Source organism: Enterobacter cloacae complex sp. IR5403 (assembly GCF_049238705.1).
GTDB lineage: Bacteria > Pseudomonadota > Gammaproteobacteria > Enterobacterales > Enterobacteriaceae > Enterobacter > Enterobacter hormaechei_C.
Genome location: NZ_JBMKHP010000001.1, coordinates 313,672 through 338,518 on the forward strand (window position 1 = coordinate 313,672; position 24,847 = coordinate 338,518).

A 24,847-nucleotide genomic window follows, 5' to 3' on the forward strand; every position below is an offset into this window, starting at 1 on the left:
AACCTTTGAGCGTTTATCACATCCCCATAAAAAATGAGACTACCGGACGCCTATGACAGCACACATTTCCAACGATCCTTTGCATGGCGTAACCCTCGAAATGCAGGTTAACGCGCTGGTTGCGCGATATGGCTGGAATGAACTGGGCAACCGAATCAAAATCAACTGTTTTCGCAAAGACCCGAGCGTGAAATCGAGTCTGAAGTTCCTGCGCCGCACCCCATGGGCGCGGGCGGAAGTTGAAGCCCTCTACCTCGACTCTCTTCACGATGACGGTAACGGGGAACAGGACGAACCGGCGTTTAATCCCTGGACGGATAGCCGGACACCCAGGAGCTAACACGCAAATGATGCGACACGTAAAACGGACTGCCGCGCTGCTTGGCTGCGCGCTTTTACTGGTAAGTTGCACTTCCAAACCACCCAAATCACTCGTTACCCCGCTGCCGCAGGCGAAACCTCTACAGCAGACCAACGAACCCATGCGCGGGATCTGGCTGGCGACCGTCTCCCGTCTCGACTGGCCTCCCGTGTCATCGGTGAATAGCCGTAGCGCGGACCAGCGTATCGCCCAGCAACAGAAGGCGCTGACGGACAAACTCGATAAGCTGAAAAATCTTGGGATCAACACCGTCTTCTTTCAGGTAAAACCGGACAGTACGGCGCTGTGGGCCTCTAAAATACTGCCCTGGTCAGATACCCTGACGGGAACTATCGGGGAAGATCCCGGTTACGATCCGCTCCAGTTTATGCTGGATGAAGCGCACAAGCGCGGGATGAAGGTTCATGCCTGGTTTAACCCGTACCGCGTTTCCACCAACACGAAGCCGTCGACCATCGCCGCGCTTAACCGCACCTCGTCGCTTCATCCTTCCAGCGTGTACGTCCAGCATCCGGAGTGGATCCGCACCTCGGGGGATCGTTTTGTTCTCGACCCGGGCATTCCCGAGGTGCGGGACTGGATAACCCAGGTGGTGATGGAAGTGGTGAATCACTACCCTGTCGACGGCGTTCAGTTCGATGACTATTTTTACACCGAGACGCCGGGCTCCCCCCTGAATGATGCCTTGACCTTCAGAAGCTATGGCGAAGGATTTGCGTCAAAAGCGGACTGGCGTCGACACAATACGCAGCAGTTGATTGTGCAGGTCTCAAGGGCGATCAAGCAGGCTAAACCTGATGTCGAATTTGGCGTTAGCCCGGCGGGGGTCTGGCGCAATCGCTCCTTCGACCCGGCAGGCTCGGACACGCGCGGCGCCGCAGCCTACGATGAGTCCTACGCTGACACGCGCAAATGGGTACAGCAGGGTTTACTGGATTACATTGCGCCGCAGATCTACTGGCCCTTCGCCCGCGACGCGGCACGTTACGATGTGCTGACAAAATGGTGGGCTGACGTGGTGAAACCGACCCACACCCGCCTGTATATCGGGATCGCGTTCTACAAAGTGGGCGCGCCTTCCAGAAACGAACCGGACTGGACGGTGAACGGCGGCGTACCGGAGCTGAAAAAACAGCTCGATCTCAACGATTCACTGCCAGACGTTAAGGGCACCATCCTGTTCCGTGAAGACTATCTTAACCAGCCTCAGACGCAGGAGGCAGTTAATTACCTCCGGGGACGCTGGGGTAGTTAACTGAAAAAAGGCAGAAACGTCCTGTTTCTGCCTTTCTTTTTACGGCTTCGGCCCGAACATCGCCTCAAGCTGTTTTGCGTCTGGCATACCCACGACCTGTTGCAGTTCGTTTTGCTCATTCAGGTAATAGATAGCCGGTGTGGCATTCGCGCCGAGACTGTCCATGAGCGTCTGGTGATTTTGCAGGATCTCAACGGTTTCCCGGGAAGCCGCAGCTTCAGGTTTCGGCAGCTTTTTACCGCCGGACAGCTCGTACGCTTTCCAGGCCGATACCGGATCTTTCGCATTCAGGATCGCGGAGGCGTAACGCCCGCTGTTCGGGTTAAGAAACGCAACCAGCAGCGTATTGAGCTGAACCTTGCCAGCCTTCACCCACGGCTGCGCTTCAGCCCAGAACTGCTTGCAGTACGGGCAGAACGGGTCGGCAAAGACAAAGACTTTACGCGGGGCATTCTCCGCGCCCTCCTTCAGGGGATGCGCGGCATTAAGCTTTTTCCACATCTCGCGGCCCATCGGGGCGTAGATCTCTTTCTGGAAAAAGGCTTCGCTGAGGTTGGTTCCCTTCTCATCATACAGATAGCCAGACACGACGTGCTTTCCGTCAGGGGTCAGAAAGAGCGTCACGCCCATGTCCTGATATTGTCCCAGCCACGCTGGCGCGCCGCCGGGGGCGTCAATTTTCTTAATGATTTTGATGTCCTGCTGTTCGCTGAAGTGCTTCACCACATCCGGAAGCGACTCCTCTGCCCTGACCAGCCCTGAAATCATCAGAGCAGAGAGTAACAGCACCTTTTTCTTTGCTAACCGTTGAAGCATAACGCCCCCTCTAAGATATTGTTTTTCAGAGTGGTCGAAGTTTATTGCCCTGTCAACGCTTCATAAATATCCTTATGGTCTCTGATGAGGTAGACGGATGAGGAACAGAAATATTGCCGGGGAAAGATAAAATTTATGTGATAGCGGCTTTGTAGGGATAACTGTATTGGCTGAAGGTAGCGTCCCCCGCTTCCACCCTTTTCACATACTCCATAACCCTGACGCGCAGGGTTCGGCTGTGGTTAATGGGATCGATAATGGACAAAACCACCTGAATTTGATGCCCCCCTCAGACGTTACCCTGTCACTCCACGGCCTTGTATCGCCGTTGCAGGGTGGCATCCAGCTTACGCTGGATCGGCTCCGGCGTTTCCCCTTCAATCAGTTTGCCAATCAGATCAAAGCAGTGCCAGGCGAGCTGTCGGTTATCCTGACGAACGGTATCAACAGGAATGGTCAGAGAATCATAGAGATAGTGATCGTCAAAGCTGGCCAGACGCATATCGCTTTGCAGCAGATTATGTTGCCCCATATAGCGCAACACCCCTTCCAGCAGACCGCAAGCGGCGGTAAAGAGGGCTTTTGGCGGGCGGCCCAGGCGCGCGCAAAGCTCGGCAAACATTTCGTAGCCGGAGCTCGGATGGTAATTACCATGAATGATCCACTCCGGACGTAACTCGACGCCAGCGTCACGTAGCCCCTGCTTAAACCCTTCCAGACGGTCACGCGTCGGGGAAAGCCGCGGCTGACCGCCGAGGAAGTAGAACTCATCCGGATGCTGGCGCGCGATGTCGGCCACCAGCGTGGCGGTTGGGGTAATTGAATCGGTGAGAACCAGCGGCAAAGAACTGTCGTTCATATGACGGTCAAAAAGCACAACGGGCAGCTGTTCGCTCAGCTTTTGATAGTCCGCGTCGTTGAGCATGCTGGAGGCGACAATCAGCCCGTCCACCTGGCGGGCCACCATGTTATTGACCACCACCGTCTCCTGGCCCGGATTTTCATCGCTACAGGAGATCAGCAGCTGAACACCCGCCTCTCGGCAAAGGGTCTCCAGCTCATGAGAAAAAACGGCAAACCCGTAGTTGGTGATTTCCGGCACCACCAGACCAATGGTGTGGCTGCGGTTGTCCCGCAGCGAACGGGCGTGAATACTGGGCTGATAATGATGTTCTTTGGCAATCGCCAGCACGCGCTCGCGCGTCTCCTCCGCCACCCGAAGCTCTTTGCTGCGGCCGTTCAGAACCAGGCTGGCGGTGGCTTTTGATACCCCCGCCAGCTCCGCGATATCTTTAATGGTGACGCGTTTTGTTTTTCTCACAACGACTTAGATCCGGCTGCCAAAACCTCTATTCTATCATGCAGCTGCGCAGCGACCAGTAGCGTAATGTGATATCGGACGCACCTTCGAAGCGTACCTGGGCCGGATGGTCAGGAAAATAGCGGCTGCTCATGACGCCTTCACCGTGATTGATGAATATTTCGACGCTGGAACGGTCGCACAGCACGCGTAAATGATGAACATTGCCCTGCCAGTAGCGGGTCAGCGTCTCTCCGGTTTCCAGGCTGGCGCGTTCCAGGCGGATCCCCTCATCATTCACAATCAGCCGCAACGCGCCGGCAAAATCCACGTTCACGCTCGGCGCGCTCAGTTCGAACTCAAGACGCGCTCCCGCCAGCACCGGGGCATCGCTGGCGCGTCCCTGCCAGTGATGTTCATCCTCGCGCAGCGTTTCCAGCTCACGGACCGGGGTTTGCCAGAGCTTACCGTCGCGGTAGCGCAGCTCGCGTGGACAGGTCATCTGGTGGATCCAGCCGTGCGCCCGCGTAGGCTGGAGCATCTCTTCGCCGTCCGGCACGCCCATCCAGCCGATGAGGATGCGGCGGCCATCTTCTGCCACCGTGGTTTGCGGCGCGTAAAATTCGAAACCGGCGTCAAGCTCATGCAGCTCGCCGTGCGCAAATGCAGGCGTCTGATAATCAAATGCCCCGCTCATCCAGACAGCCGGATAGGTGTTGAGATAGCGATGCGGTTCGCGCGCCAGCCCCTGCGGGCAGCAGATCAAGACGTGTGTGCCATCAAGCGCAAACAGATCCGGGCACTCCCACATATAGCCCGCGTCCGTGAGTCCGTTGACGCCGTGACCAGCGATTTCGCCGCAGGACGCCCAGGTGTGTAAATCGGCTGACGTAAACAGCAGCACCTTGCCGCGCTGCTGTCGATCCTGCGCGCCGAGCACCATGTACCACAGCCCGTCATGGCGCCACACTTTCGGATCGCGGACGTGCCCGGTATACCCGTCCGGCAGGGGCAACACCGGTCCCAGTTTGGCAAACGTGCCATCGTCATTTTGCACCGCCAGACACTGCCAGGCGGTGCGGCCGCCATCGTCAAACTTAACGTTGCCGGTATAGCACAGGGTCATCACGCCGTTGTTATCCACGGCGCTGCCGGAGTAACAGCCATTGCGGTCATACTCTTCGTCAGGCATCAGCGCCATTGGCTCGTGCTGCCAGTGCACCAGATCTGCTGAGCTCCAGTGCCCCCAACACTTGTAGCGATGATCGCAGCCCAGCGGGTTCCACTGATAAAACAGATGGTAGCGCCCGGCAAACCAGATAAACCCGTTCGGATCGTTCATCAGCCCTGTCACCGGCGCGGGATGCCACTGCGGATAGTGGCTGTCCGCCAGCGCACGCGGCTGGCCTTGCATCACGGCCTGCAACACGGCAGGCCAGCGGGAAGATAAGGTCATTATTCAGAGTCCGTTTTATATTTCAGCAGCAGAGAGACGGTGAACGCCACGCCAAAGGCAATCACCATGCCGATAATATAGTTGAGCAGTGAGCTGGCCTGGACAATCGCCATGCCGGGAAGCGCCGTCAGCCCAACGGCGGTCATGTAGACATGCACCGACACCACCCAGGCACCGCCTGCCGCACCGCCGATCAGCGCCGCGATGAACGGCTTCACAAAACGCAGGTTGATGCCAAAAATTGCCGCTTCGGTGATGCCCAGCATCGCGGAAAACGCCGACGGTAAGGTAATGGCTTTGATTTTGGCATCACGGGTTTTGAACCACACCGCCAGACACGCCCCGCCCTGCGCCACGTTCGCCATCGCCCAGATCGGCAGCAGGAAGTTAACGCCAATTGACGGATTACCCAGCAGCCCGGCCTCAATGGCGTGGAAGCTGTGGTGAATACCGGTAATGACAATCACCGAATAGAGCCCACCAAACAGCAGCCCGGCCAGCCAGCCCGCGTGGGCAATCAGGGTGCTGAGAATGAAGGAGATCCCGTCGCCCAGCGCGCGTCCCGCCGGGCCAATAATCAACAGCGCAATGAAGCCGGAGATAATGACGGTCAGGAACGGCGTCAGGATCAGATCTAACGCATCCGGGATCGCCCGGCGCAGCTGTTTTTCCACAATGCTCATAAACCACACCGCCAGCAGCACCGGGAAGACGGTTCCCTGATAGCCAATCATGGCGATTTCAAGACCGAAGAAGTTCATGGTGTGGAAACCGGACGCTACGCCCCAGGCGTTGGTCAGCGCCGGATGAGTCAGGATGCCGCCGAGCGTTGCCCCCAGATACGGGTTGCCGCCAAACTCCCGCGCGGCGGTGAAGCCAATCAGGATCGGCAGAATAATAAACGCCGCCGAGCTGCACATATCCAGCATGATATAGAGCGCGTTATCCGGATTAACCCAGCCGTAGGTTTTAACCATCCCCAGCAGGCCCATCAGCAGACCCGAGGCCACGATCGCCGGGATAATCGGCACGAAGATGTTGGAGAGCAGACGCGCGATACGCTGGAACGGGTTCAGCTTGCGAGCCGCAATATCCGCCGCTTCCGATTTGCTGGACTCGCTAATCCCTGCCGCCTGAATAAACGCCGCGTAAACCTTATTCACCACCCCGGTGCCGAAGATCACCTGCATCTGCCCGGCGTTTCGAAAACAGCCTTTCACGCCTTCAACCTTGCCGATAGCCTGCTGGTCGGCAAGCGCATCATCGACCAGCACCAGACGAAGGCGCGTGGCGCAATGTGCCGCGCTGGCAATGTTCTCTTTGCCACCGAGCAGCGGAATAAGCTCGCGCGCAATATGATTAAAATCCATAGATACCTCTTCCTGACCTCTTTTTATGGTGTTCGAAACGCCCCCGCGATGCGGGAGCGTGAAGGGTTAAAACCAGGTTTCCATCTGCACCCCAAAGTTCCATTCCCCGCCCGCGTTGAAGCCGCTGCTGCCAAATGCGTCATCGCTGGCGTAGTTATCCAGCTTGCTGCTCCAGTCCATCCAGGTGGCGAACAGGCGCAGCTCCGGACGGCTGAAGAAATCGCCAATCTTGCCCGCTTTTAACGTCGGGGCGAAGGTCAGCTTGTAGAAGCTACCGTTAACCGCATTGCGATCCTTGTAGCCTTCCGGGTTTAAATCCATGTATTGATAGCTGCCCTCGAACGCGAGGGCGAAATTCTGGGTCACCTCTTTGATCAGACGCGTATTGAGCGTGACCCACTCATAGCTGTCGCCCTTCACGTAGCGGTCCTTACTGCTTTGCGCCAGCACGGCGGGCGCAATGTGCCAGCCACCGCCCAGCGGCGTGACACCGTAACTTGCAAAACGCCAGGTATCGGCTTCTGACAGCAGCGCGCCGTCTGAACCAATGCTTTTCACCTCGGCGCCCAGACCGTGGCCGTAAAGCAGCGCCGTTTTGGCAGAACCTTCCCGCAGGCCGTAGAAGCTCTCGTTATGCAGACCAACCAGCGCATGCACCCCGTTATTGGCCGCGTCGGTTTTTATCGGATCGCCGTTGCTGTTCTTACGGTCGTCATTATCTTTTGCCCGTAAGCCGCTGACCATCATCTGCACCGGCCCGGCGAAGTGATTCATGCTAAGGATGTAGTTCTGAACGTTGTTGTCGATCTCCTCTTCGCTGCCGAAGTTACGGCCATAAAGGGAGAAGTTACTGTGCAGCGTATCGTTCCACTTCACGTCGTAGACGCCGCCGCCGGTCCCGGCGAGAAATACCACGTCGGAATCCAGCCAGTGAATGTCGAAGTTGTCGCGGTCAAAACGCTTACCCGCCCAGAAGGTGCTGCCCTTCAGCGCGCCGGTAAAGTCCGGCAGATTGCCCAGCTCGGCAAAGGCCTGACGAATGTTCAGGTCGCTGCTGTCTGCCGACCAGTCGTTATAGGTTTTCTGACCGTCGGCCAGCATCGCCTTAAAGCGCGTCGTCGCGCCATTCTCCAGCGTCTGTTTGTGCTCAACATTCAGCTCAACGTAGGTATCTGCTTCGTTCCCCAGACGCCCGATGGCCCCACCCGTTTCCCCGGCGGGCGTCAGATAAGGGCCGCTTTTGCTGCTGGAGGCCGCGTCGTTCATCAGCAGGCCGGAACGGGCGTAACCGTGAAATTCAAAACCACCTGTCCGGTCGGCTTTCTCTTCCAGCGCCGTGGTACGTTGCGCCACCGCCTGTGTGGAGGTTTGCGCTTCCTGCTGCGCCGCCACCAGCTGCTGCGTTTTCTGTTCCGCTGCCGTGGCGCGTTTTTCAGCAACCTGCGCGCGGGTTTCCGCCTCCTGCAAACGCTGCTCCAGCGCCGCCAGGCGCGCTTCGATACGGGACATATCCGTCTGGGCAAAAACAGAGGTACTGCCGGCCAGCATGCCTATCATCACGGCAAGTCTGCGTTTTTTATACATTTTGTCGCATCCCTAATAACTATCGGTGAAAGTGCTAAATTGCTAAACCGGTTTAGGATGATACTAAACCGTTGAATTTTGGATCGGCAATGTTTTTTGCTAAACCGTTTTAGTAAGTGTGATCGAGGCGACAATTCAGGCCGCCGACCGGTGGCCTGGAGAGGTGAATTACAGTTCGTGATGATAAGGCAGCGCGGTCATTGCCCCTTTTGCGGTTGTCGCCAGCGCCCCGCAGCGCTGCGCCAGCGTGATGACCTCTGAAAGACGGGCCTGGGCATCACGAGCCAGACCGAACAGCAGTCCGGCGACGAAAGCATCCCCCGCGCCGGTGGTATCAATGCATTCCACGGGTGATGCAGGATAGTGCGTCAACGCGCCTCCCTGCCAGGCGGTCACGCCCTCTTTTCCCTGCGTCACCAGCACCAGCCTGGCCGGACAGGTGCGCATCAGCGCCGCCAGCCCCTCATGGACCTGCGCATTTCCGGTTAAGAACGCCAGCTCTTCCACCGAGATTTTCACCACATCTGCACAGGCTAATGCCCGCTCAAGACACTGGCGCAGCTCGACTTCATCGTGCCAGAGATCGGCGCGGATATTGGGGTCAAAGCTGACGAATCCCCCCGCCTGTCTGATCGCGGCCATCGCCTGAAACGTCGCGGAACGGCTGGGTTCGGCGCTAAGCGCGATAGAGCAGACGTGCAGCCACTCCCCGGCGCGGAATGGCGGGAGATCGGCAGAGTCGAGGAATAAATCAGCGCTCGGGCGAACCATAAAGGTAAAGGAACGTTCACCGTCGTTATCGAGATCCACCACCACCGTGGAGGTGCGATGCTGCGGGTCCAGGCGCAGCCATTCTGTATTAACCTGCTCATCCGCAAGCGTTTTTTGCATAAAGCGCCCGAAGGGGTCGTCGCCCACCCGGCCTATAAACGCGCTTCTGCCGCCCAGACGCGCAATCCCTACCGCGACATTGGCCGGTGCGCCGCCCGGACATTGCAGCAGTTTACCCTCTCCGTCGGGCAACAGATCCACCACGGCATCGCCAAGTACCCAGATCGTCTCCATATCACCTTCTTAGCTAAATCATGTTAAACCGGTTTAGCTATTTAAGCACAGGCAGGGTGTCGGGGAAATATGGCGAGGGAAAATTTGCTTAACCCACCCGATGGGGCCAGTGAATATCACCCACACCGTTAAGCTGCGGGCGGGCGAATAAAAATCCCTGGAAGCGGCGAATACCGGCGGATTCAAGCCAGCACCACTCTTCTATCTTCTCAATGCCTTCTGCGACCAGCGTAATCTCCAGATCGGTGCAGCAGCTGATTATCGACTTCACAATCGCCTGCTTGGGCCCGCTCAGGTGGATATCGCTGACGATCTCTCTGTCGATTTTGAGCTTATCCGGCTGGAACCGCGTGAGCAGTGAAAGACCAGCATAGCCGGAACCAAAATCATCTATCGCCAGCCCAACCCCTTCCGCCCGCAGCTGTTTAATGGCGCTGTTAAACTGGTTGAAGCCGGAAATCATCTCGTTCTCAGTGACTTCGATGACCACCTGCTCTGGCTGTAGACCGTGCTTTTTGATCTGCGTTACCAGGAACTCTACCGCACCCGGCACGTTAACCAGCGACATTGGCAGCAGGTTCACCGCCAGTTTGTGGCTGCCGATGCCCAGCTTTTGCGCCAGCGCAAAGGTCCAGGCTTTGGTTTGCAGGTCGACTTCGTAAATCTGTTCACGATCGAGACTACGGAAGAAATGCTCCGGGCTGCCGCCGTCGTTTCCGCGTATAAGCGCTTCGAGAGAACTGATTTTGCCTTCGGACGGCTCGACAATGGGTTGCAGCGCAAACTGGCAGGGCTGTCCCGCCAGCAGACCTAACCCTTTTCCAAACGGCGCGCGCTCTCGCGAAAGCGTCCATTTATCAGGCTCATAGTCCGAAGCGGGTGGGATAGCGGTTTTGCCGGTGATAAAGGTCTGAATGAATTTGAAGACCCGATCCTCAGAAGTGAGATAGCTTTCCAGCTTGCTGTAATGCAGAACCGACGCCAGAACCGCTTTCGGGGTCTGAACGTCCAGGTCAAACAGCAGCATTCCCACGTCTTCGAAACGTCTGCGCGGGCCGTAATCGCGCATCAGCTCCACTACGCCGGTATGCCGGTCATCCGCACGGATGGTGTTAAAAAGCGCGACGACGCGCTGTTCCGTGCCTTCGAGAATTTGCAGAACGTCACGTCCACGGGAGAGAAGAATGCCTGAGATGCCCTGCTCCGTGTTACGGATCCTGGCCTGTTCAACCAGCGCGCTTAACGCTGCGGAGGTGCAGGTTAAGCTCAGCTGGCTTCGATAAATAAGAGTTGTCAGCACAGAAACGGGGTCCGGTATGGGGTATACGCCTGAACGGTACTGTTTAACACAGTTCCCCGGTGTGACCTAATCTATTGTTGGGCTTGATTCTCCCCGATACGGCTGTTGATCCGCGTCTGCATATAATCGTAGAACGGATTCGACGTCACCCGCATCAGCGCATCTTTGCCGACACTCAGAACCGATGTTTCTCCCCACAGGGCTATCGTCCCGAGGCTGATACCATAGTGGTTTTTCACCTCAGGATGGCGGCCATACAGATCGTCATCCGGCGGGAACGGAATGGCAACATGAGACAGGGAATAAACCTCCTGCGGATACGCGACCGACAGCGGCATCACCGTTTCCCGGGTGCTACCCGCTGGCGTTGTCTTTGCCACCATATCAAACCTGTCGGGGCTGGCATTGGTCACAATTGTGACACTGTAACGTCTTTTCGCCTCGGGCAGCAGGTCAGCCACCGCCGTCCAGGATGATGGCCTGAACAGTGGACGGAAACTCCCGGCCTGGTTGATATCAAAAACCACCAGTTCGCTGCCGTTTGCCGGAAGCTGGTCAAACAGCCCGCTGACCACGGCGCGGGTACTGACCGTTGAATCCATGACCGACTGGAAAGCAAGTATCGGCGGGAGCTGCGCCAGTTTGTGATCAAGAACATCGCGATTTATCTGCTCATGCAGCGCCTGGGTGAGTAGCCAGGACTGACGTGCCGCATTCACCGGGAACGAATTGTATTTATAAGGATTATATTCAGGCGAAATGTTAAGCCACGCGGCTTTGGCAAACGCCGGTAACATAGCCGGTAGCCCGGCGAATCCGGCAAAGCGCGCAAACGCCGTGACGCCAATCATCGGGGAGAGCAAAACGATCTGCTGAGGTTTACGCAGTTCAGGCGCATCAAGGGCGTCGAGGGCGTATTTCATCGCCAGCGCCCCGCCGTTGGAGTAGCCCACCAGATGCAGGGGGAGATCGTTCCCCGTCAGGCGTGTCGCTTCACGAACCGCAAGGCGCGTTGCCGCCAGCCACGCCTCCCAGTCAACGTCTGTCAGCGCGCCCGGCGCCGTGCCGTGTCCGGGCAAACGAGGCACTACGGCCACAAAGCCGTGCTGTTGATAATTCACAGCCAGATGCCTGACGCTGTAGGGCGAGTCCGTCAGACCGTGCAGCAATACCACCGCCCCGCGCGGCTTCCCGGCAGGCATCAACACGAACGACCGGTTTGCATCCGGGGAAAAGTGTCCTGGCCACACCAGGCTCTGGCGGTAATAACGGTTCAGCGGCGTGCGCTCTGCGGGGGTGACTTTCGCTGTCACCTCAGCGTCGAGAGCGGTGAAGATGGCGTTTTCCCGCGCGACATACGCTGCGAAGGTCGCGTTATCCATCTCCTGCACGGACATTTCGTCAGCCCGCCAGGTGTGCCAGTGATGCAGGGCCGGCCCCTGCTGCGAAAGATAAACCCGCACCGCCAGCAAAACGAGCACAATGATCCCGATGACCATCGCTATTTTTTTTGCGAGAGCCATCAGGCGCACGCTGACCCGCCAGGGCAAATTCGCCATGTAAGGCTCCCTCTCCCATTCCCAGAGCGTTCATCTTACCAAAAAATGTGAAGAGGCTGACGTATTCACCAAATAGATACCCCTCAGCCTGCACACTGCACCAAAAGTGAACTACGCTGCACAAATGTTGATCATCTGTTAAACAAATATTGCATTAACTTTGCTGCACAGCGCGTTTTCGCCGCAATGTGAACATGGCACGCGTCCTGCATTGTTAATCCGGTAACAGAAACCCGGCCTTTGACAGCCAGTTAACAGCGAGGCGGTATGACGACCAAACCTGAGGTGTTGAGCCGTATCGAAGCGACCTTTAGCCAGCTCACCCCGAGCGAAAAGCGGGTGGCAAGCTGGATGCTGGCGCACGTCGGTCAGATCCCCTTTGAAACGGCAAAACGGCAGAGAGCGTGGCGCTGGCCACGGCCACCAGCGGGATCACCGTCGGACGCTTTCTGCGCAAGCTGGGCTATCGCAACCTGGACGACGCCAAAAAAAGCCTGCGCGATCCCCACCAGCCCTGGGGCATTAACGAGCGTCTCGACTCCTGGAAGCAGCAACAGCCGCTGTCGGATCGCCTTCAGCACTCCCTGTCGCTTGAGGTGGACGCCATTGCCCATGTTTATCAGCTGGCGCAAAGCGAAACGTTCAGGCAGGTGGTCCAGCAACTTACCCATGCCGACGCCGTCTTCGTGCTGGGGATCCAGTCCACGCGCGGGATCGCCAATGCGTTCTTCAGCCATCTGGAGTACCTGCGCCCGCGGGTGAGCTATTCCGAAGGGCTCTCCGGTAGCTGGGTGGAGTCGCTTAATTCCGGCTTTGCGAACCCGTATATCGTGCTGACGGATACCCGCGCCTACTCCGCCATTGCCCGCCAGTACTGCCGCGTGGCGAGCGAAAAAGGCCTGGCGATGGCGCTGATCACCGATATCTGGTGCCCGTGGGCGCGGGATTACCCGATTGATTTACTCCAGGTGAAAACCGATACCGGCCATTTCTGGGATTCGCTGGCGCCGGTGAGCTGTCTGTTCAACCTGCTGCTGTCGGGCGTTGTGGAGGCGCTGGGGGATGCGCTGCCGGAACGTCTGGCAATCAACCGACAACTACAACAAGAGTTTGGACAATTTGAACGCTAAAGGAGCGGAGCTATGCCTGAAGAGAGTCAACTGATTGATGTGGCGAAAACCTTTCCCACGCTGCATATCGATCTGAAATACGCGACCGCCGATAACATCACCGGCCGCCCGATCTACCAGCACGCCGCGTGCCTGCTGCATACGGATGCCGCCACCGCGCTGGCGAAAGCGATCAGCATCGCCGCGCTGGCCGGTCTGAAGCTGGTGGTTTACGACGCCTACCGCCCCCAGCAGGCGCAGGCGCAACTCTGGGATGCCTGCCCCAATCCGGAATACGTGGTGGATGTCGCAATTGGCTCTAACCACAGCCGGGGCACCGCCATTGACGTCACGCTGATGGATGAACACGACAACGTGCTGGATATGGGCGCCGGGTTTGACGAAATGGACGACCGTTCTCATGCCTGGCACCCTTCCGTTCCGCCTGAGGCGCAGCGAAATCGTCTGCTCCTGAACGCCGTGATGTACGGCGGCGGTTTTGTGGGCATCAGCAGCGAATGGTGGCATTTCGAACTGCCGAACGCTGCCAGCTACCCGCTGTTAGATGACCAGTTCGCCTGTTAACCGACCACACACTCACTGTAATTCTGGAGCCCGGCCATGAAAACAACGCTGCTTACAACCCTGATTGCCGCTACGCTCGCCCTGAGCGCCCCTCTCGCGCAGGCGGCGGTGCCGAAAGATATGCTGGTGATTGGGAAAGCTGCCGATCCGCAAACGCTGGATCCGGCGGTCACTATCGATAACAACGACTGGACGGTGACCTACCCCTCGTACCAGCGTCTGGTGAAATACAAGCCTGGCACCACGGAGGTGGAAGGCGATCTGTCGACGGGCTGGAAGGCGTCTGACGACCAGAAAGAGTGGACGTTCACCCTGGCAGATAATGCAAAATTCTCCGACGGCACGCCGGTGACCGCCGAAGCGGTCAAGCTGTCGTTTGAACGTCTGCTGAAAATTAATCAGGGACCTTCCGAAGCGTTCCCGAAAGATTTGAAAGTGGACGCGGTGGATGAGCATACGGTGAAATTCACCCTCAGCCAGCCGTTCGCCCCGTTCCTCTACACGCTGGCCAATGACGGCGCGTCGATCGTCAACCCGGCGGTGCTGAAAGCCAATGCCGCCGACGACGCGCGCGGTTTCCTGGCGCAAAACACCGCGGGTTCCGGACCGTTTATGCTGAAAAGCTGGCGGAAAGGTCAGCAGCTGGTGATGGTGCCCAACCCACACTGGCCGGGTGAAAAGCCGCACTTCAAGCGCGTCTCGGTGAAGATTATCGGTGAAAGCGCCTCGCGTCGCCTGCAACTTTCCCGTGGCGATCTGGATATCGCCGACGCCCTGCCGGTGGATCAGCTTGCTGCCCTGAAGCAGGAAGGCAAAGTGGCCGTGGCGGAATACCCGTCCCTGCGGGTGACCTACCTCTATCTGAACAACAGTAAGCCTCCGATGAATCAGGTGGACTTGCGCCGCGCGGTCTCCTGGGCCACCGATTATCAGGGGATGGTGAAAGGCATTCTCAGCGGGAACGGCAAGCAGATGCGCGGCCCGATCCCGGAGGGCATGTGGGGCTTCGATGCGAACGCCATGCAGTACAGCTTTGACGAGGCTAAGGCCAAAGCGGCGCTGGAGAAAGTCAACGATAAACCGGCCAGCCTGACGTTCCTCTACTCCGATAACGACCCGAACTGGGAGCCTATCGCCCTCTCCACGCAGGCGAGCCTGGGCAAGCTGGGGATTAACGTCAAGCTTGAGAAACTGGCGAACGCCACCATGCGCGACCGCGTCGGCAAAGGTGATTATGACATTGCGATTGGTAACTGGAGCCCGGACTTCGCTGACCCGTACATGTTCATGAACTACTGGTTCGAATCGGACAAAAAAGGGCTGCCGGGGAACCGCTCATTCTATGAGAACAAAGAGGTCGATGCATTGTTGCAGGCGGCACTGAAAACCACCGATCAGGCGGAACGCACCAAAGATTACCAGCAGGCGCAGAAAGTGGTGATTGACGAGGCGGCTTACGTTTATCTGTTCCAGAAGAACTACCAGCTGGCGATGAACAAAGAGGTCAAAGGCTTCACTTTTAATCCGATGCTTGAGCAGGTCTTTAACATCGCCACCATGAGTAAGTAACGGCCCACGCCGGGGGGAAGTGTATGACGTTCTGGAGCATTGTGCGCCAGCGCTGCTGGGGGTTAATCCTGGTGGTGGCCGGTGTCTGTATTATTACTTTTATTATTTCACACCTGATCCCCGGCGATCCGGCCCGCCTGCTGGCCGGTGACCGCGCCAGCGATGAAATTGTGCAGGGCATCCGCCAGCAGCTGGGGCTGGATCAACCGCTCTATATTCAGTTTGGCCGCTATGTAGAGGCGCTGGCGCACGGCGATCTGGGCACGTCCATTCGCACCGGTCGCCCCGTTGCGGAAGATTTGAAAGCCTTCTTCCCCGCCACGCTGGAGCTGGCCTTCTGCTCTTTGCTGCTGGCGCTGGTGATTGGCGTACCGCTGGGCATTTTATCGGCGGTGTACCGTAACCGCTGGCTGGATCACCTGGTGCGACTGATGGCGATGACGGGCATCTCGACGCCTGCCTTCTGGCTGGGACTGGGGGTAATCGTTCTGTTCTACGGGCAACTGCAAATTCTGCCCGGCGGCGGCAGGCTGGACGACTGGCTCGATCCGCCTGCCCACGTTACCGGCTTTTATCTGCTGGACGCCCTGCTGGAAGGCAACGGCGAGGTGTTTTTCAACGCCCTACAGCACCTGATTCTACCCTCCCTGACCCTGGCCTTTGTGCATCTGGGTATTGTGGCGCGTCAGGTGCGTTCCGCGATGCTGGAGCAGCTTAGCGAGGATTATATTCGTACCGCCCGCGCGAGCGGGTTGCCGGGCTGGTACATCGTGCTGCGCTACGCCTTACCCAACGCCATGATCCCCTCCATTACCGTGCTCGGGCTGGCGCTGGGCGATCTGCTGTATGGGGCAGTCCTTACCGAAACCGTGTTTGCCTGGCCGGGAATGGGAGCCTGGGTGGTGACCTCCATTCAGGCGCTGGACTTCCCTGCCGTCATGGGCTTCGCGGTCGTGGTATCGCTGGCCTATGTCTTCGTCAATCTGGTGGTGGATCTGCTGTATCTGTGGATCGACCCGCGAATCGGGCGCGGAGGTGCCGAATGATGTTAACTCAGGAAACGCCCGTCCCTGTCAGCACCGCCAAACAGCGCATCAACTGGGCAAAGCTGTTCTGGATGCTACGCAAAAGCCCGCTCACGCTGATCGGCGGGGTGATTATGATCGTGATGCTGCTGATGATGGTGGTCTCGCCGTGGATAGTCCCGCACGATCCGAACGCGCTGGATCTGACCGCGCGATTGCAGGCGCCTTCAGCCCAGCACTGGTTTGGCACCGATGAGGTGGGCCGGGATCTGTTCAGCCGCGTGCTGGTGGGCAGCCAGCAGTCCATCACGGCGGGGCTGGCGGTGGTGGTGATTGCGGGCGGCATCGGTTCGCTGCTCGGCTGTTTGTCCGGCGTACTCGGCGGGCGCGGCGACGCCATCATTATGCGCGTCATGGACATTATGCTCTCCATCCCCTCGCTGGTGCTGACGATGGCGCTGGCCGCCGCGCTCGGCCCAAGCCTGTTTAACGCGATGCTGGCGATTGCGATTGTACGCATTCCGTTTTACGTGCGGCTGGCACGCGGGCAAACGCTGGTGGTGCGCCAGTTCACCTACGTGCAGGCCGCCCGCACCTTTGGCGCGTCGCGCTGGCACCTGATCAGCTGGCATATCCTGCGTAACGCCCTGCCGCCGCTGATCGTTCAGGCATCGCTGGATATCGGCAGCGCCATTCTGATGGCCGCCACGCTCGGCTTTATTGGATTAGGCGCGCAGCAGCCCACCGCCGAATGGGGCGCGATGGTGGCCGTGGGGCGTAACTACGTGCTTGACCAGTGGTGGTACTGCGCGTTTCCGGGGGCGGCAATTCTGATCACAGCGGTTGGGTTTAATCTATTTGGCGATGGTCTTCGCGACCTGCTGGATCCCAAATCAGGAGGGAAGCAGTCATGAGTGATTCCGTATTATCGATTGAAGATTTGCACCTGAGCTTCCCCATTTTTCGCGGTGACGTCCACGCGCTCAACCACGTGTCGCTGGAGATTGGCCGGGGTGAAATTGTCGGTGTGGTGGGCGAATCCGGCTCGGGAAAATCGGTCACTGCAATGCTGGCGATGCGCCTGCTGCCGGAAGGCAGTTACCATATTCACCATGGCCGAGTCACGCTGCTTGGGGAAGATGTCCTGAACGCGTCGGAAAAACAGCTTCGTCAGTGGCGCGGCGCCAGGGTGGCGATGATTTTTCAGGAGCCGATGACGGCGCTCAACCCCACGCGCCGGATTGGCAGGCAGATGGTGGAGGTGATCCGCCAGCATCAGTCGCTTTCCCGTCGCGACGCGCAGCAGAAGGCGATCGCCCTGCTGGGCGAGATGCAAATCCCGGATGCGGCACAGGTGATGGATCGCTATCCGTTTGAGCTTTCTGGCGGCATGCGCCAGCGGGTGATGATCGCCCTTGCCTTCTCCTGCGAGCCGGAGCTGATCATTGCCGATGAGCCGACCACCGCGCTGGACGTGACCGTTCAGCGTCAGGTGCTGCGTCTGCTGAAACACAAAGCGCGCGCCAGCGGGACGTCGGTGCTGTTTATCAGTCACGATATGGCGGTGGTGTCGCAGCTTTGTGACCGGATGTACGTTATGTACGCGGGCAGCGTGATCGAAAGCGGCAGCACGCAGACCTTGATCCACCATCCTGTACACCCCTATTCGATTGGCCTGCTGCGGTGTGCCCCGGAAAATGGCGAACCGCGCGAGATCCTCCCGGCCATTCCCGGCACGGTGCCTAACCTCAGCCACCTCCCGCGCGGATGTGCTTTTCGCGAGCGCTGTTTTGCTGCCGGAGCGAAATGCAGCGAAACGCCGCGCTTAATTTCCACGGGCGCAGAAGGCCAGCAGGCTGCCTGCTGGTACCCACAACAGGAGAGACGCCATGTCTGAGGTACTGCTGGAACTGGATAGCGTGCATGTGAATTTTCCTGCGCGCAAAAACTGGCTGGGGCGCGTGACGGAGCAGGTACACGCCCTCAACGGCATGGATCTCCGGATCCATCGCGGCGAAACGCTGGGCGTTGTGGGGGAATCTGGTTGCGGAAAGAGCACGCTGGCGCAGCTGCTGATGGGCATGCTCAAACCGAGTACCGGTGCCTGTCAGCGCGCGAATGCGGCAGGCGGTATGCAGATGGTATTTCAGGACCCGCTCTCGTCCCTCGATCCGCGTTTACCCGTCTGGCGCATCATCACCGAGCCGGTGTGGATACAGCAACGCCGCAGCGAACGGGAGCGTCGTCAGCTGGCTGAGACGCTGGCGCAGCAGGTGGGCATTCGGGCGGAATATCTTGACCGCCTGCCGCATGCGTTTTCGGGCGGACAGCGCCAGCGCATCGCTATTGCCCGGGCGCTCTCTTCGGATCCGGACATCATCGTGCTGGATGAACCTACCAGCGCGCTGGATATTTCCGTCCAGGCGCAGATCCTCAATTTGCTGGTTGTCCTGCAACAGCAGCGAAATCTGACCTACGTGCTGATCTCGCACAACGTCTCGGTGGTCCGGCACATGAGCGATCGGGTGGCGGTGATGTATCTGGGGCAGATTGTGGAGCTGGGTCCGGCGGACCAGGTGCTGAGTCAGCCCCGGCATCCGTATACGCAGTTGCTGCTTGACTCCGTTCCCCGTATCGGCGAACCGCTGGACGAAGATCTGGCATTACGCAAAACCGATCTCCCCGGTAATCGCCACCTGCCTGATGGCTGCTACTTCCGCGACCGCTGCCCGCTGGCGATGCAGGGATGTGAACAGCCGCAGCCGCTTCAGCCCGCAGCCGAAGGCCGAAGCGTACGCTGCTGGCGTAACTGTTAAAAGGAGCCGGGCATTTGCCCGGCCAGATATCAGTTCAGTTTGTAATCCAGCGTGATTTCGGCTTTCAACAGCTGCGACACCGGACAACCCGCCTTCGCTTTCTGAATAATGCCGTCGAACTGCTGCGGATCGATACCCGGTACCGTCACCTTGCTTTGCAGCGCCACTTTGCTGATGGCAAAACCGCTGTCGGTTTTATCCAGCGAAACGTCCGCCGTGGTATCGATGGAATCGGCGGTATAACCCGCTTCGCCCAGCATTAGCGACAGGGCCATTGAGAAACAGGCCGCGTGCGCTGCGCCAATCAGTTCTTCCGGGTTGGTCCCTTTTTCGCCCTCGAAGCGGGTGTTAAAGCCGTAAGGTTGCTGGTTAAGGACGCCACTCTCTGTTGAGACCGTTCCTTTACCGCGTTTGATGTCGCCAGACCAGTGTGCTGAACCGTGCTTATGAATCGTCATTCTTGCTCTCCTTTTGGCTTACAAAGGGATAAGTATAGGACGCATAATCCATTTTGCAGGGAAGACAGACTAGTCCGAGCGCGTGGCAAGGTGGTTTGCCAGCGCGTCGAGGAACACACGCTGCGCCGCAGGCTGATAGTCTCGCGACTGATAAATACCAAAAATGCCGATCGGTTTTGGCGTAAAGGCGCTGAGCACCTGCACCAGGCTGCCCTGCCGTAGCGCCGCGTCGGCCTCGCGCTCGGGCAGCATGGCAATACCACAGTGGTTTATCGCCGCCTCCATCAGCAGTGACGAGATGCTGGCGCTGAGATTGCCGCTGACCGCCGTCGTGACCGGCTCCCCTTCCGGGGTCAAAAAACGCCACGACTGACCGGCAAAAAAGCTGTAATGCAGGCAGTTGTGCTGGGCTAAATCCTCCAGCTGTTCTGGAACGCCCCGGCTGGCAAGGTAGTGCGGCGAAGCGCAAAGTACGGACCGACACTCTCCCAGCCGGCGGGCAATCATGCCCGGTTCGGGGTTATCGGTGATGCGGATCGCCACGTCAATTCGCTCACCCACCAGGCTTACCGGATGATTGTTAACATCCAGCTCGATGCGCAGCTGAGGGTAACGCTGCAACAGATCGGGCAGCACCGGAGCGATAATCTGCATCGCCGTAAAGTGCGCGCAGGCGACGCGAAGCGTGCCTGAGGGTAAATCCTTCACGGACTGATCTTCAATTTCCTGAGAAATTTGCGAGAGCGTACGCGTCTTTTGCAGGACCTTCTCCCCCGCCGCCGTCAGCGTCAGCTTGCGGGTGGATCGGTTCACCAGCCGCGCCCCGGCCCACTTCTCCATCTGCTCCAGATAACGGCTCACCATCGGACGGGAGATCCCCAGCGCCCGCGCCGCCGCGCTTAAACTCCCCAGCTCACAGATGCGGTTGTACACCTGGGCGGCAATAACGCGATCCATTCTGACCTCCATTTGCTCGATTTATGAAACTAAGCATCTCCTGTTTCAGGAATTCTGGCAAATGAACAGATCCGTACAATATAGACTTTCCTGAAGAACAGAGACATGACCATGACCATCGCCCGCCTTGCTTTGCTGACAACCCTTTTCACTCCGGCCGTCTTTGCCGCGCCGTTGACCATTGATACGTACAACCCGCAGGAAAAAGGCATTTTTGCCGTCTCTTCCACCCTGGTGTCTGGCCCAAAAGAGGCGGTACTGTTTGACGCCCAGTTCAGCGTGAAAGATGGCGAAGCGCTGGTAGAAAAAATTCGCCACAGCGGTAAAACGCTGAATAAAATCGTGATCACCTCCGGCGATCCGGATTTCTATTTCGGCCTGCAACCGCTGGTGAAAGCCTTCCCTAATGCCAAAGTTGTCGCCACGCAACAGGTGGTGGACCATATCAAGGCCACAAAAGACGCGAAGCTCGCCTTCTGGGGGCCTCAGATGAAAGACGGCGCGCCGACGCAGCTCTACGTGCCGCAAGTGCTTGCCTCAACCACCTTTATGATTGACGGTGAAAGAGTGAATATTGAAGAGCCTGAGAGCTATGCGGCGTATGTCTGGATCCCATCCGCAAAAACCATCCTCGGCGGCACGGGCGTCTCATGGGGCATTCACGTCTGGACGGCGGATACCCAAACGCCGGAAAGCCGCAAACAGTGGCAGCAGACGCTGGATAGCATGGCAGCCCTTAAGCCCGAACACGTTATTCCGGGCCACTACCTTGGGACACCGCCAGCGGGGACCGGCGCTATCGACTTTACCCGTCGCTATCTACAGCAGTTTGAACAGGCCCTCACGGCAGATAAAGCGTCAACCGGCGTCATCAACACGATGAAAAAACAGTGGCCGAACCTGGCGGAAGCCAGTTCGCTGGAACTGAGTGCCAAAGTGAATACCGGCGAAATGAAGTGGTAATAGCCTGATTATCTCCTGCTATATTTAAATTTTTTATAGCAGGAGTTAACTATGCCATCGTCAGTAAGGGGCATCGACCATATCGGTATTACGGTGCCCGACATTGAAAAAGCCACCCTATTTTTTGAACGCGCTTTCGACGCACAGGTTTTATATCATTCTGTCGATGCGCAAACCGATAATATTGATCAGTCCGCCCAGCAGCACACCTTAAAATTATTTCCCGGCACAAAAATTCACGCCATCCGCATGCTTGTTATGCCCCACGGACCCGGCATAGAACTTTTCGAAATGCATGGTCCTGAACAGGGAATGCCCGCCCGCGCCAGCGACTTTGGCCTCCAGCATTTTGCTGTCTATGTTGATGATTTTGATAAGGCGATAGCCGCTTTCACCGCTGCTGGCGGGGAGATGTTTACCGCGCCAAAGCCACTTACATTTTCGGATGAAAAAGGTGAAGGGAATGCTTTCTGCTATGGGCAAACACCCTGGGGCAGCATTGTGGAATTGATCTCCTGGCCTACGCCCATGCCTTATGAAAAAACGACAAATTTACGCCGCTGGAAACCCTAAATTTTATTTCTGTGCTACGGGAGATGATATTTTTATTTCCAGGACGAATCTGAACCACAACGGCAAAAATATTTGCCAATCTGAATGCGAATTACGATTTTGCACGCCGTAACATTAAACAGACAACGACACGGAGGCAGCATGTTTACTTATTACCCGGCACATACCACAGCAGCACAACCCGAACTCGTTAACGCGATTGCGCAGGGTCTTCAGGCGGAGCACGGTGTTGTTACCGAAGATGACATTTTGATGGAACTGACCAGGTGGGTGGAAGCCACAGACAATGACATCCTCAGTGACATCTACCAGCAAACCATCAACTACGTGGTCAGCGGGCAAAATGCACCTTTGTAAAAACCTGCTAAGCTGGATCTGCAACCTAAGGGGTTACATTTCTTTTGCGTGAGCAAACTTGTCCTTAAAACTATCAACGGGATTGAGGAGTTAATATGAAATCGAACCGTCAGGCACGCCACATTCTGGGACTGAACTACAAGCTCTCTAACCAGCGCAAAGTGGTTATTGAAGAGGGGAGCGAAACGCAAGTGACCCACGCCACCGGCAGGAAACGTCAGGCAGGCAAGTAAGTTCCAGTACGAAATCCACAACACCATCGGTTACCCCGGTGGTGTTTTTGTTTATGTGTTGCGGTAATTAATATTTAGCTCCTTTATAATACCGCCCGACCGCACCCCGTAGCACAGGCCAGAAAGATGACAAACAGCAGTGTCAGGGTCGGATCTTCTTAAAAAGAGTGAGTGACATGGACAACAAACTGAAAAAACATCGTTCCCTTTATATTCCTTACGCCGGTCCGGTTTTACTGGAGTTTCCTCTTCTGAACAAAGGCAGCGCCTTTAGCATGGAAGAGCGCAGCAGCTTTAACCTGCTGGGCCTGCTGCCTGAAGTGGTTGAAACCATTGAAGAACAGGCGGAACGCGCCTGGATCCAGTATCAGGGCTTTAAAACCGAAATCGATAAGCACATCTACCTGCGTAATATCCAGGACACCAACGAAACCCTCTTCTACCGCCTGGTGCAGAACCATCTCGAAGAGATGATGCCCGTCATTTACACCCCAACCGTCGGCGCGGCGTGTGAACGCTTCTCAGAGATCTACCGTCGTTCCCGCGGCGTGTTCATCTCCTATCAGAACCGTCACAACATGGACGACATTCTGCAAAACGTGCCTAACCACAACATCAAGGTGATCGTGGTAACCGATGGCGAACGTATTCTGGGCCTTGGCGACCAGGGCATTGGCGGGATGGGTATTCCCATCGGTAAGCTCTCGCTGTATACCGCCTGCGGCGGGATCAGCCCGGCCTACACCCTGCCGGTGGTACTGGATGTGGGAACCAACAACCAGCAACTGCTGAACGATCCGCTGTACATGGGCTGGCGTCATCCGCGCATTACCGACGACGAGTACTATCAGTTTGTTGATGATTTCATCCAGGCCGTGAAGCACCGCTGGCCGGACGTGCTGTTGCAGTTCGAAGACTTCGCGCAGAAAAACGCCATGCCGCTGCTGAACCGCTACCGCGATGAGATCTGCTCGTTCAACGACGACATTCAGGGCACTGCGGCAGTGACTGTGGGGACGCTGATTGCCGCGAGCCGTGCGGCAGGCAGTCAGCTCAGCTATCAGAAAATTGTCTTCCTGGGTGCAGGCTCCGCGGGCTGCGGCATCGCCGAGCAAATTATTGCCCAGACCCAGCGTGAAGGCTTAAGCGAAGAGCTGGCCCGCTCCCGCGTCTATATGGTGGACCGTTTTGGCCTGCTGACCGACGGTATGCCAAACCTGCTCCCGTTCCAGACCAAACTGGTGCAGAAGCGTGAAAACCTGAAAAACTGGGATACGGATAACGAAGTGCTCTCGCTTCTTGACGTGGTGCGCAACGTGAAGCCGGACATTCTGATCGGCGTATCCGGGCAGACCGGTCTCTTCACGGAAGAGATTATTCGCGAGATGCACAAGCACTGCGAACGCCCTATCGTGATGCCGCTGTCTAACCCGACTTCACGCGTGGAGGCAACGCCGCAGGATATCATCGCCTGGACCGAAGGTAAGGCACTGGTCGCGACCGGCAGTCCGTTTGATCCGGTGGTGTGGAAAGACAAGCTCTACCCCATCGCACAGTGCAATAACTCCTATATCTTCCCGGGTATTGGTCTGGGGGTTATCGCCTCCGGCGCGTCACGCATCACCGACGAAATGCTGATGTCCGCGAGCGAAACGCTGGCAGGTCACTCACCGCTGGTGAATAACGGTGAAGGCCTGGTACTGCCGGAGCTGAAAGACATTCATAAAGTGTCCCGCGCAATTGCCTTCGCGGTAGGCAAAATGGCGCAGCAGCAAGGCGTCGCGGTGAAAACCTCTGCCGATGCGTTGCAGCAGGCGATTGACGATAACTTCTGGATGCCGGAATACCGTAGCTATCGTCGTACTTCGATTTAAGCATTGCCCCTCACCCAGCCCTCTCCCCAAGGGGAGAGGGTGAAAACCGCACCGGACAGTCCCCTCGCCCCTTTGGGGAGAGGGGAATATACGGCAGTTCCCACTAGCCAAACCCATTTTCCCCCGCTACACTCCCTTCATCCATTAACCTACTGAATATATAAGGAGGCCAATTATGCTGTACTGTGAAATTTTCAATGTTTCACATACATTTGGTGATCGCACCAGCTCAAGCGTTATC

23 protein-coding genes and 1 pseudogene are annotated in these 24,847 nt (G+C 57.4%); 14 read left to right on the top strand and 10 right to left on the bottom strand.

The genetic code is table 11. The features are described 5' to 3' along the window. Positions 1-52: 52 nt before the first annotated feature. Together ACOTW6_RS01540 and ACOTW6_RS01545 are read left to right on the top strand one after the other, a co-directional pair. Positions 53-340: a VF530 family DNA-binding protein gene (locus ACOTW6_RS01540; RefSeq protein ID WP_000123965.1), complete on the top strand. Its 288-nt coding sequence runs from the start codon at positions 53-55 to the stop codon at positions 338-340. Between the two features lie 7 nt (positions 341-347). Further along, positions 348-1,637: a glycoside hydrolase family 10 protein gene (locus ACOTW6_RS01545; protein ID WP_213788787.1), complete on the top strand. Its 1,290-nt coding sequence runs from the start codon at positions 348-350 to the stop codon at positions 1,635-1,637. A 39-nt stretch (positions 1,638-1,676) separates the two neighbouring features. Here the strand turns inward: ACOTW6_RS01545 and dsbG are convergent, their stop codons facing one another. From dsbG to ACOTW6_RS01585, 8 genes are all read right to left on the bottom strand, one after another. Further along, positions 1,677-2,453 carry a thiol:disulfide interchange protein DsbG gene (gene dsbG, locus ACOTW6_RS01550; RefSeq protein ID WP_213788788.1) on the bottom strand — a complete coding sequence of 259 codons (777 nt, stop codon included), beginning with the start codon at positions 2,451-2,453 and terminating at the stop codon, positions 1,677-1,679. A 304-nt stretch (positions 2,454-2,757) separates the two neighbouring features. Beyond that, a complete protein-coding gene (locus ACOTW6_RS01555; protein ID WP_017693400.1) occupies positions 2,758-3,774 on the bottom strand; it encodes a LacI family DNA-binding transcriptional regulator in 1,017 nt (338 codons plus the stop codon). Positions 3,775-3,802: 28 nt separating this feature from the next. After that, complete coding sequence (locus ACOTW6_RS01560; protein ID WP_213788789.1) at positions 3,803-5,209, bottom strand: sucrose-6-phosphate hydrolase; 1,407 nt, start codon at positions 5,207-5,209, stop codon at positions 3,803-3,805. After that, positions 5,209-6,579: a sucrose-specific PTS transporter subunit IIBC gene (locus ACOTW6_RS01565; protein ID WP_003857085.1), complete on the bottom strand. Its 1,371-nt coding sequence runs from the start codon at positions 6,577-6,579 to the stop codon at positions 5,209-5,211. The genes ACOTW6_RS01560 and ACOTW6_RS01565 overlap by 1 nt, the downstream gene beginning before the upstream one ends. A gap of 66 nt (positions 6,580-6,645) precedes the next feature. After that, the gene (locus ACOTW6_RS01570) at positions 6,646-8,163 is read right to left on the bottom strand and encodes a carbohydrate porin (protein WP_194302576.1); all 1,518 of its coding nucleotides are present in this window, start codon (positions 8,161-8,163) and stop codon (positions 6,646-6,648) included. A 168-nt stretch (positions 8,164-8,331) separates the two neighbouring features. Beyond that, a complete protein-coding gene (locus ACOTW6_RS01575; RefSeq protein WP_194302577.1) occupies positions 8,332-9,228 on the bottom strand; it encodes an aminoimidazole riboside kinase in 897 nt (298 codons plus the stop codon). An 88-nt stretch (positions 9,229-9,316) separates the two neighbouring features. Continuing rightward, positions 9,317-10,528 (bottom strand): diguanylate phosphodiesterase, encoded by a 1,212-nt coding sequence (locus ACOTW6_RS01580; protein WP_163324041.1) that lies wholly within the window; start codon positions 10,526-10,528, stop codon positions 9,317-9,319. A gap of 71 nt (positions 10,529-10,599) precedes the next feature. Further along, positions 10,600-12,087 carry an alpha/beta hydrolase gene (locus tag ACOTW6_RS01585; protein ID WP_213788790.1) on the bottom strand — a complete coding sequence of 496 codons (1,488 nt, stop codon included), beginning with the start codon at positions 12,085-12,087 and terminating at the stop codon, positions 10,600-10,602. 267 nt (positions 12,088-12,354) lie between these two features. Between ACOTW6_RS01585 and ACOTW6_RS01590 the strand changes: the two are divergent. The 7 genes and pseudogenes from ACOTW6_RS01590 (at position 12,355) to ACOTW6_RS01620 (ending at position 19,191) form a co-directional block, all read left to right on the top strand. Then, positions 12,355-13,217: pseudogene (locus ACOTW6_RS01590) on the top strand (MurR/RpiR family transcriptional regulator). 12 nt (positions 13,218-13,229) lie between these two features. After that, a complete protein-coding gene (ddpX, locus tag ACOTW6_RS01595) occupies positions 13,230-13,781 on the top strand; it encodes a D-alanyl-D-alanine dipeptidase (RefSeq protein WP_213788791.1) in 552 nt (183 codons plus the stop codon). A 36-nt stretch (positions 13,782-13,817) separates the two neighbouring features. Beyond that, positions 13,818-15,350: an ABC transporter substrate-binding protein gene (locus ACOTW6_RS01600; protein WP_063132695.1), complete on the top strand. Its 1,533-nt coding sequence runs from the start codon at positions 13,818-13,820 to the stop codon at positions 15,348-15,350. A gap of 23 nt (positions 15,351-15,373) precedes the next feature. Then, a complete protein-coding gene (locus ACOTW6_RS01605) occupies positions 15,374-16,396 on the top strand; it encodes an ABC transporter permease (protein WP_003857077.1) in 1,023 nt (340 codons plus the stop codon). Further along, positions 16,393-17,289, top strand: coding sequence for a D,D-dipeptide ABC transporter permease (ddpC, locus tag ACOTW6_RS01610; RefSeq protein ID WP_045906673.1), 897 nt, complete (start codon positions 16,393-16,395; stop codon positions 17,287-17,289). The genes ACOTW6_RS01605 and ddpC overlap by 4 nt, the downstream gene beginning before the upstream one ends. Further along, a complete protein-coding gene (locus ACOTW6_RS01615; protein WP_032671167.1) occupies positions 17,286-18,272 on the top strand; it encodes an ABC transporter ATP-binding protein in 987 nt (328 codons plus the stop codon). Before ddpC ends, ACOTW6_RS01615 begins: the two co-directional genes overlap by 4 nt. Next, positions 18,265-19,191, top strand: a complete 927-nt coding sequence (locus tag ACOTW6_RS01620) for an oligopeptide/dipeptide ABC transporter ATP-binding protein (RefSeq protein ID WP_213788792.1) — start codon at positions 18,265-18,267, stop codon at positions 19,189-19,191. The genes ACOTW6_RS01615 and ACOTW6_RS01620 overlap by 8 nt, the downstream gene beginning before the upstream one ends. 29 nt (positions 19,192-19,220) lie before the next feature. Here the strand turns inward: ACOTW6_RS01620 and ACOTW6_RS01625 are convergent, their stop codons facing one another. Beyond that, the gene (locus ACOTW6_RS01625; protein ID WP_003857069.1) at positions 19,221-19,649 is read right to left on the bottom strand and encodes an OsmC family protein; all 429 of its coding nucleotides are present in this window, start codon (positions 19,647-19,649) and stop codon (positions 19,221-19,223) included. Between the two features lie 69 nt (positions 19,650-19,718). Then, positions 19,719-20,606, bottom strand: a complete 888-nt coding sequence (locus tag ACOTW6_RS01630; protein WP_246616010.1) for a LysR family transcriptional regulator — start codon at positions 20,604-20,606, stop codon at positions 19,719-19,721. 111 nt (positions 20,607-20,717) lie between these two features. Here ACOTW6_RS01630 and ACOTW6_RS01635 point away from each other — a divergent pair, with 111 nt between their 5' ends. The 5 genes from ACOTW6_RS01635 to ACOTW6_RS01655 all read left to right on the top strand — a co-directional run bounded on the left by ACOTW6_RS01635 (position 20,718) and on the right by ACOTW6_RS01655 (position 24,606). Beyond that, a complete protein-coding gene (locus tag ACOTW6_RS01635; protein WP_213788840.1) occupies positions 20,718-21,569 on the top strand; it encodes a Vmh family MBL fold metallo-hydrolase in 852 nt (283 codons plus the stop codon). 51 nt (positions 21,570-21,620) lie between these two features. Continuing rightward, positions 21,621-22,142: a VOC family protein gene (locus ACOTW6_RS01640; RefSeq protein WP_213788794.1), complete on the top strand. Its 522-nt coding sequence runs from the start codon at positions 21,621-21,623 to the stop codon at positions 22,140-22,142. 141 nt (positions 22,143-22,283) lie between these two features. Next, positions 22,284-22,499, top strand: a complete 216-nt coding sequence (bdm, locus tag ACOTW6_RS01645) for a biofilm-dependent modulation protein (RefSeq protein ID WP_015570485.1) — start codon at positions 22,284-22,286, stop codon at positions 22,497-22,499. Positions 22,500-22,594: 95 nt separating this feature from the next. Beyond that, positions 22,595-22,732, top strand: coding sequence for a stationary-phase-induced ribosome-associated protein (sra, locus tag ACOTW6_RS01650; protein ID WP_000841561.1), 138 nt, complete (start codon positions 22,595-22,597; stop codon positions 22,730-22,732). A 176-nt stretch (positions 22,733-22,908) separates the two neighbouring features. After that, positions 22,909-24,606 (top strand): NAD-dependent malic enzyme, encoded by a 1,698-nt coding sequence (locus ACOTW6_RS01655; RefSeq protein WP_193135811.1) that lies wholly within the window; start codon positions 22,909-22,911, stop codon positions 24,604-24,606. The last annotated feature ends 241 nt before the right edge of the window (positions 24,607-24,847 follow it).

Coding starts and splice junctions, on each gene's coding strand:
- ACOTW6_RS01605 (WP_003857077.1), top strand. CDS start 15,374: ATGACGTTCTGGAGCATTGTGCGCCAGCGCTGCTGGGGGTTAATCCTG.
- ACOTW6_RS01570 (WP_194302576.1), bottom strand. CDS start 8,163: ATGTATAAAAAACGCAGACTTGCCGTGATGATAGGCATGCTGGCCGGC.
- ACOTW6_RS01585 (WP_213788790.1), bottom strand. CDS start 12,087: ATGGCGAATTTGCCCTGGCGGGTCAGCGTGCGCCTGATGGCTCTCGCA.
- ACOTW6_RS01630 (WP_246616010.1), bottom strand. CDS start 20,606: ATGGATCGCGTTATTGCCGCCCAGGTGTACAACCGCATCTGTGAGCTG.
- dsbG (WP_213788788.1), bottom strand. CDS start 2,453: ATGCTTCAACGGTTAGCAAAGAAAAAGGTGCTGTTACTCTCTGCTCTG.
- bdm (WP_015570485.1), top strand. CDS start 22,284: ATGTTTACTTATTACCCGGCACATACCACAGCAGCACAACCCGAACTC.
- ACOTW6_RS01560 (WP_213788789.1), bottom strand. CDS start 5,209: ATGACCTTATCTTCCCGCTGGCCTGCCGTGTTGCAGGCCGTGATGCAA.
- ACOTW6_RS01540 (WP_000123965.1), top strand. CDS start 53: ATGACAGCACACATTTCCAACGATCCTTTGCATGGCGTAACCCTCGAA.
- ACOTW6_RS01615 (WP_032671167.1), top strand. CDS start 17,286: ATGAGTGATTCCGTATTATCGATTGAAGATTTGCACCTGAGCTTCCCC.
- ACOTW6_RS01620 (WP_213788792.1), top strand. CDS start 18,265: ATGTCTGAGGTACTGCTGGAACTGGATAGCGTGCATGTGAATTTTCCT.
- ACOTW6_RS01640 (WP_213788794.1), top strand. CDS start 21,621: ATGCCATCGTCAGTAAGGGGCATCGACCATATCGGTATTACGGTGCCC.
- ACOTW6_RS01635 (WP_213788840.1), top strand. CDS start 20,718: ATGACCATCGCCCGCCTTGCTTTGCTGACAACCCTTTTCACTCCGGCC.
- ACOTW6_RS01600 (WP_063132695.1), top strand. CDS start 13,818: ATGAAAACAACGCTGCTTACAACCCTGATTGCCGCTACGCTCGCCCTG.
- ACOTW6_RS01575 (WP_194302577.1), bottom strand. CDS start 9,228: ATGGAGACGATCTGGGTACTTGGCGATGCCGTGGTGGATCTGTTGCCC.
- ddpC (WP_045906673.1), top strand. CDS start 16,393: ATGATGTTAACTCAGGAAACGCCCGTCCCTGTCAGCACCGCCAAACAG.
- ACOTW6_RS01565 (WP_003857085.1), bottom strand. CDS start 6,579: ATGGATTTTAATCATATTGCGCGCGAGCTTATTCCGCTGCTCGGTGGC.
- ACOTW6_RS01625 (WP_003857069.1), bottom strand. CDS start 19,649: ATGACGATTCATAAGCACGGTTCAGCACACTGGTCTGGCGACATCAAA.
- ACOTW6_RS01655 (WP_193135811.1), top strand. CDS start 22,909: ATGGACAACAAACTGAAAAAACATCGTTCCCTTTATATTCCTTACGCC.
- ddpX (WP_213788791.1), top strand. CDS start 13,230: ATGCCTGAAGAGAGTCAACTGATTGATGTGGCGAAAACCTTTCCCACG.
- ACOTW6_RS01545 (WP_213788787.1), top strand. CDS start 348: ATGATGCGACACGTAAAACGGACTGCCGCGCTGCTTGGCTGCGCGCTT.
- sra (WP_000841561.1), top strand. CDS start 22,595: ATGAAATCGAACCGTCAGGCACGCCACATTCTGGGACTGAACTACAAG.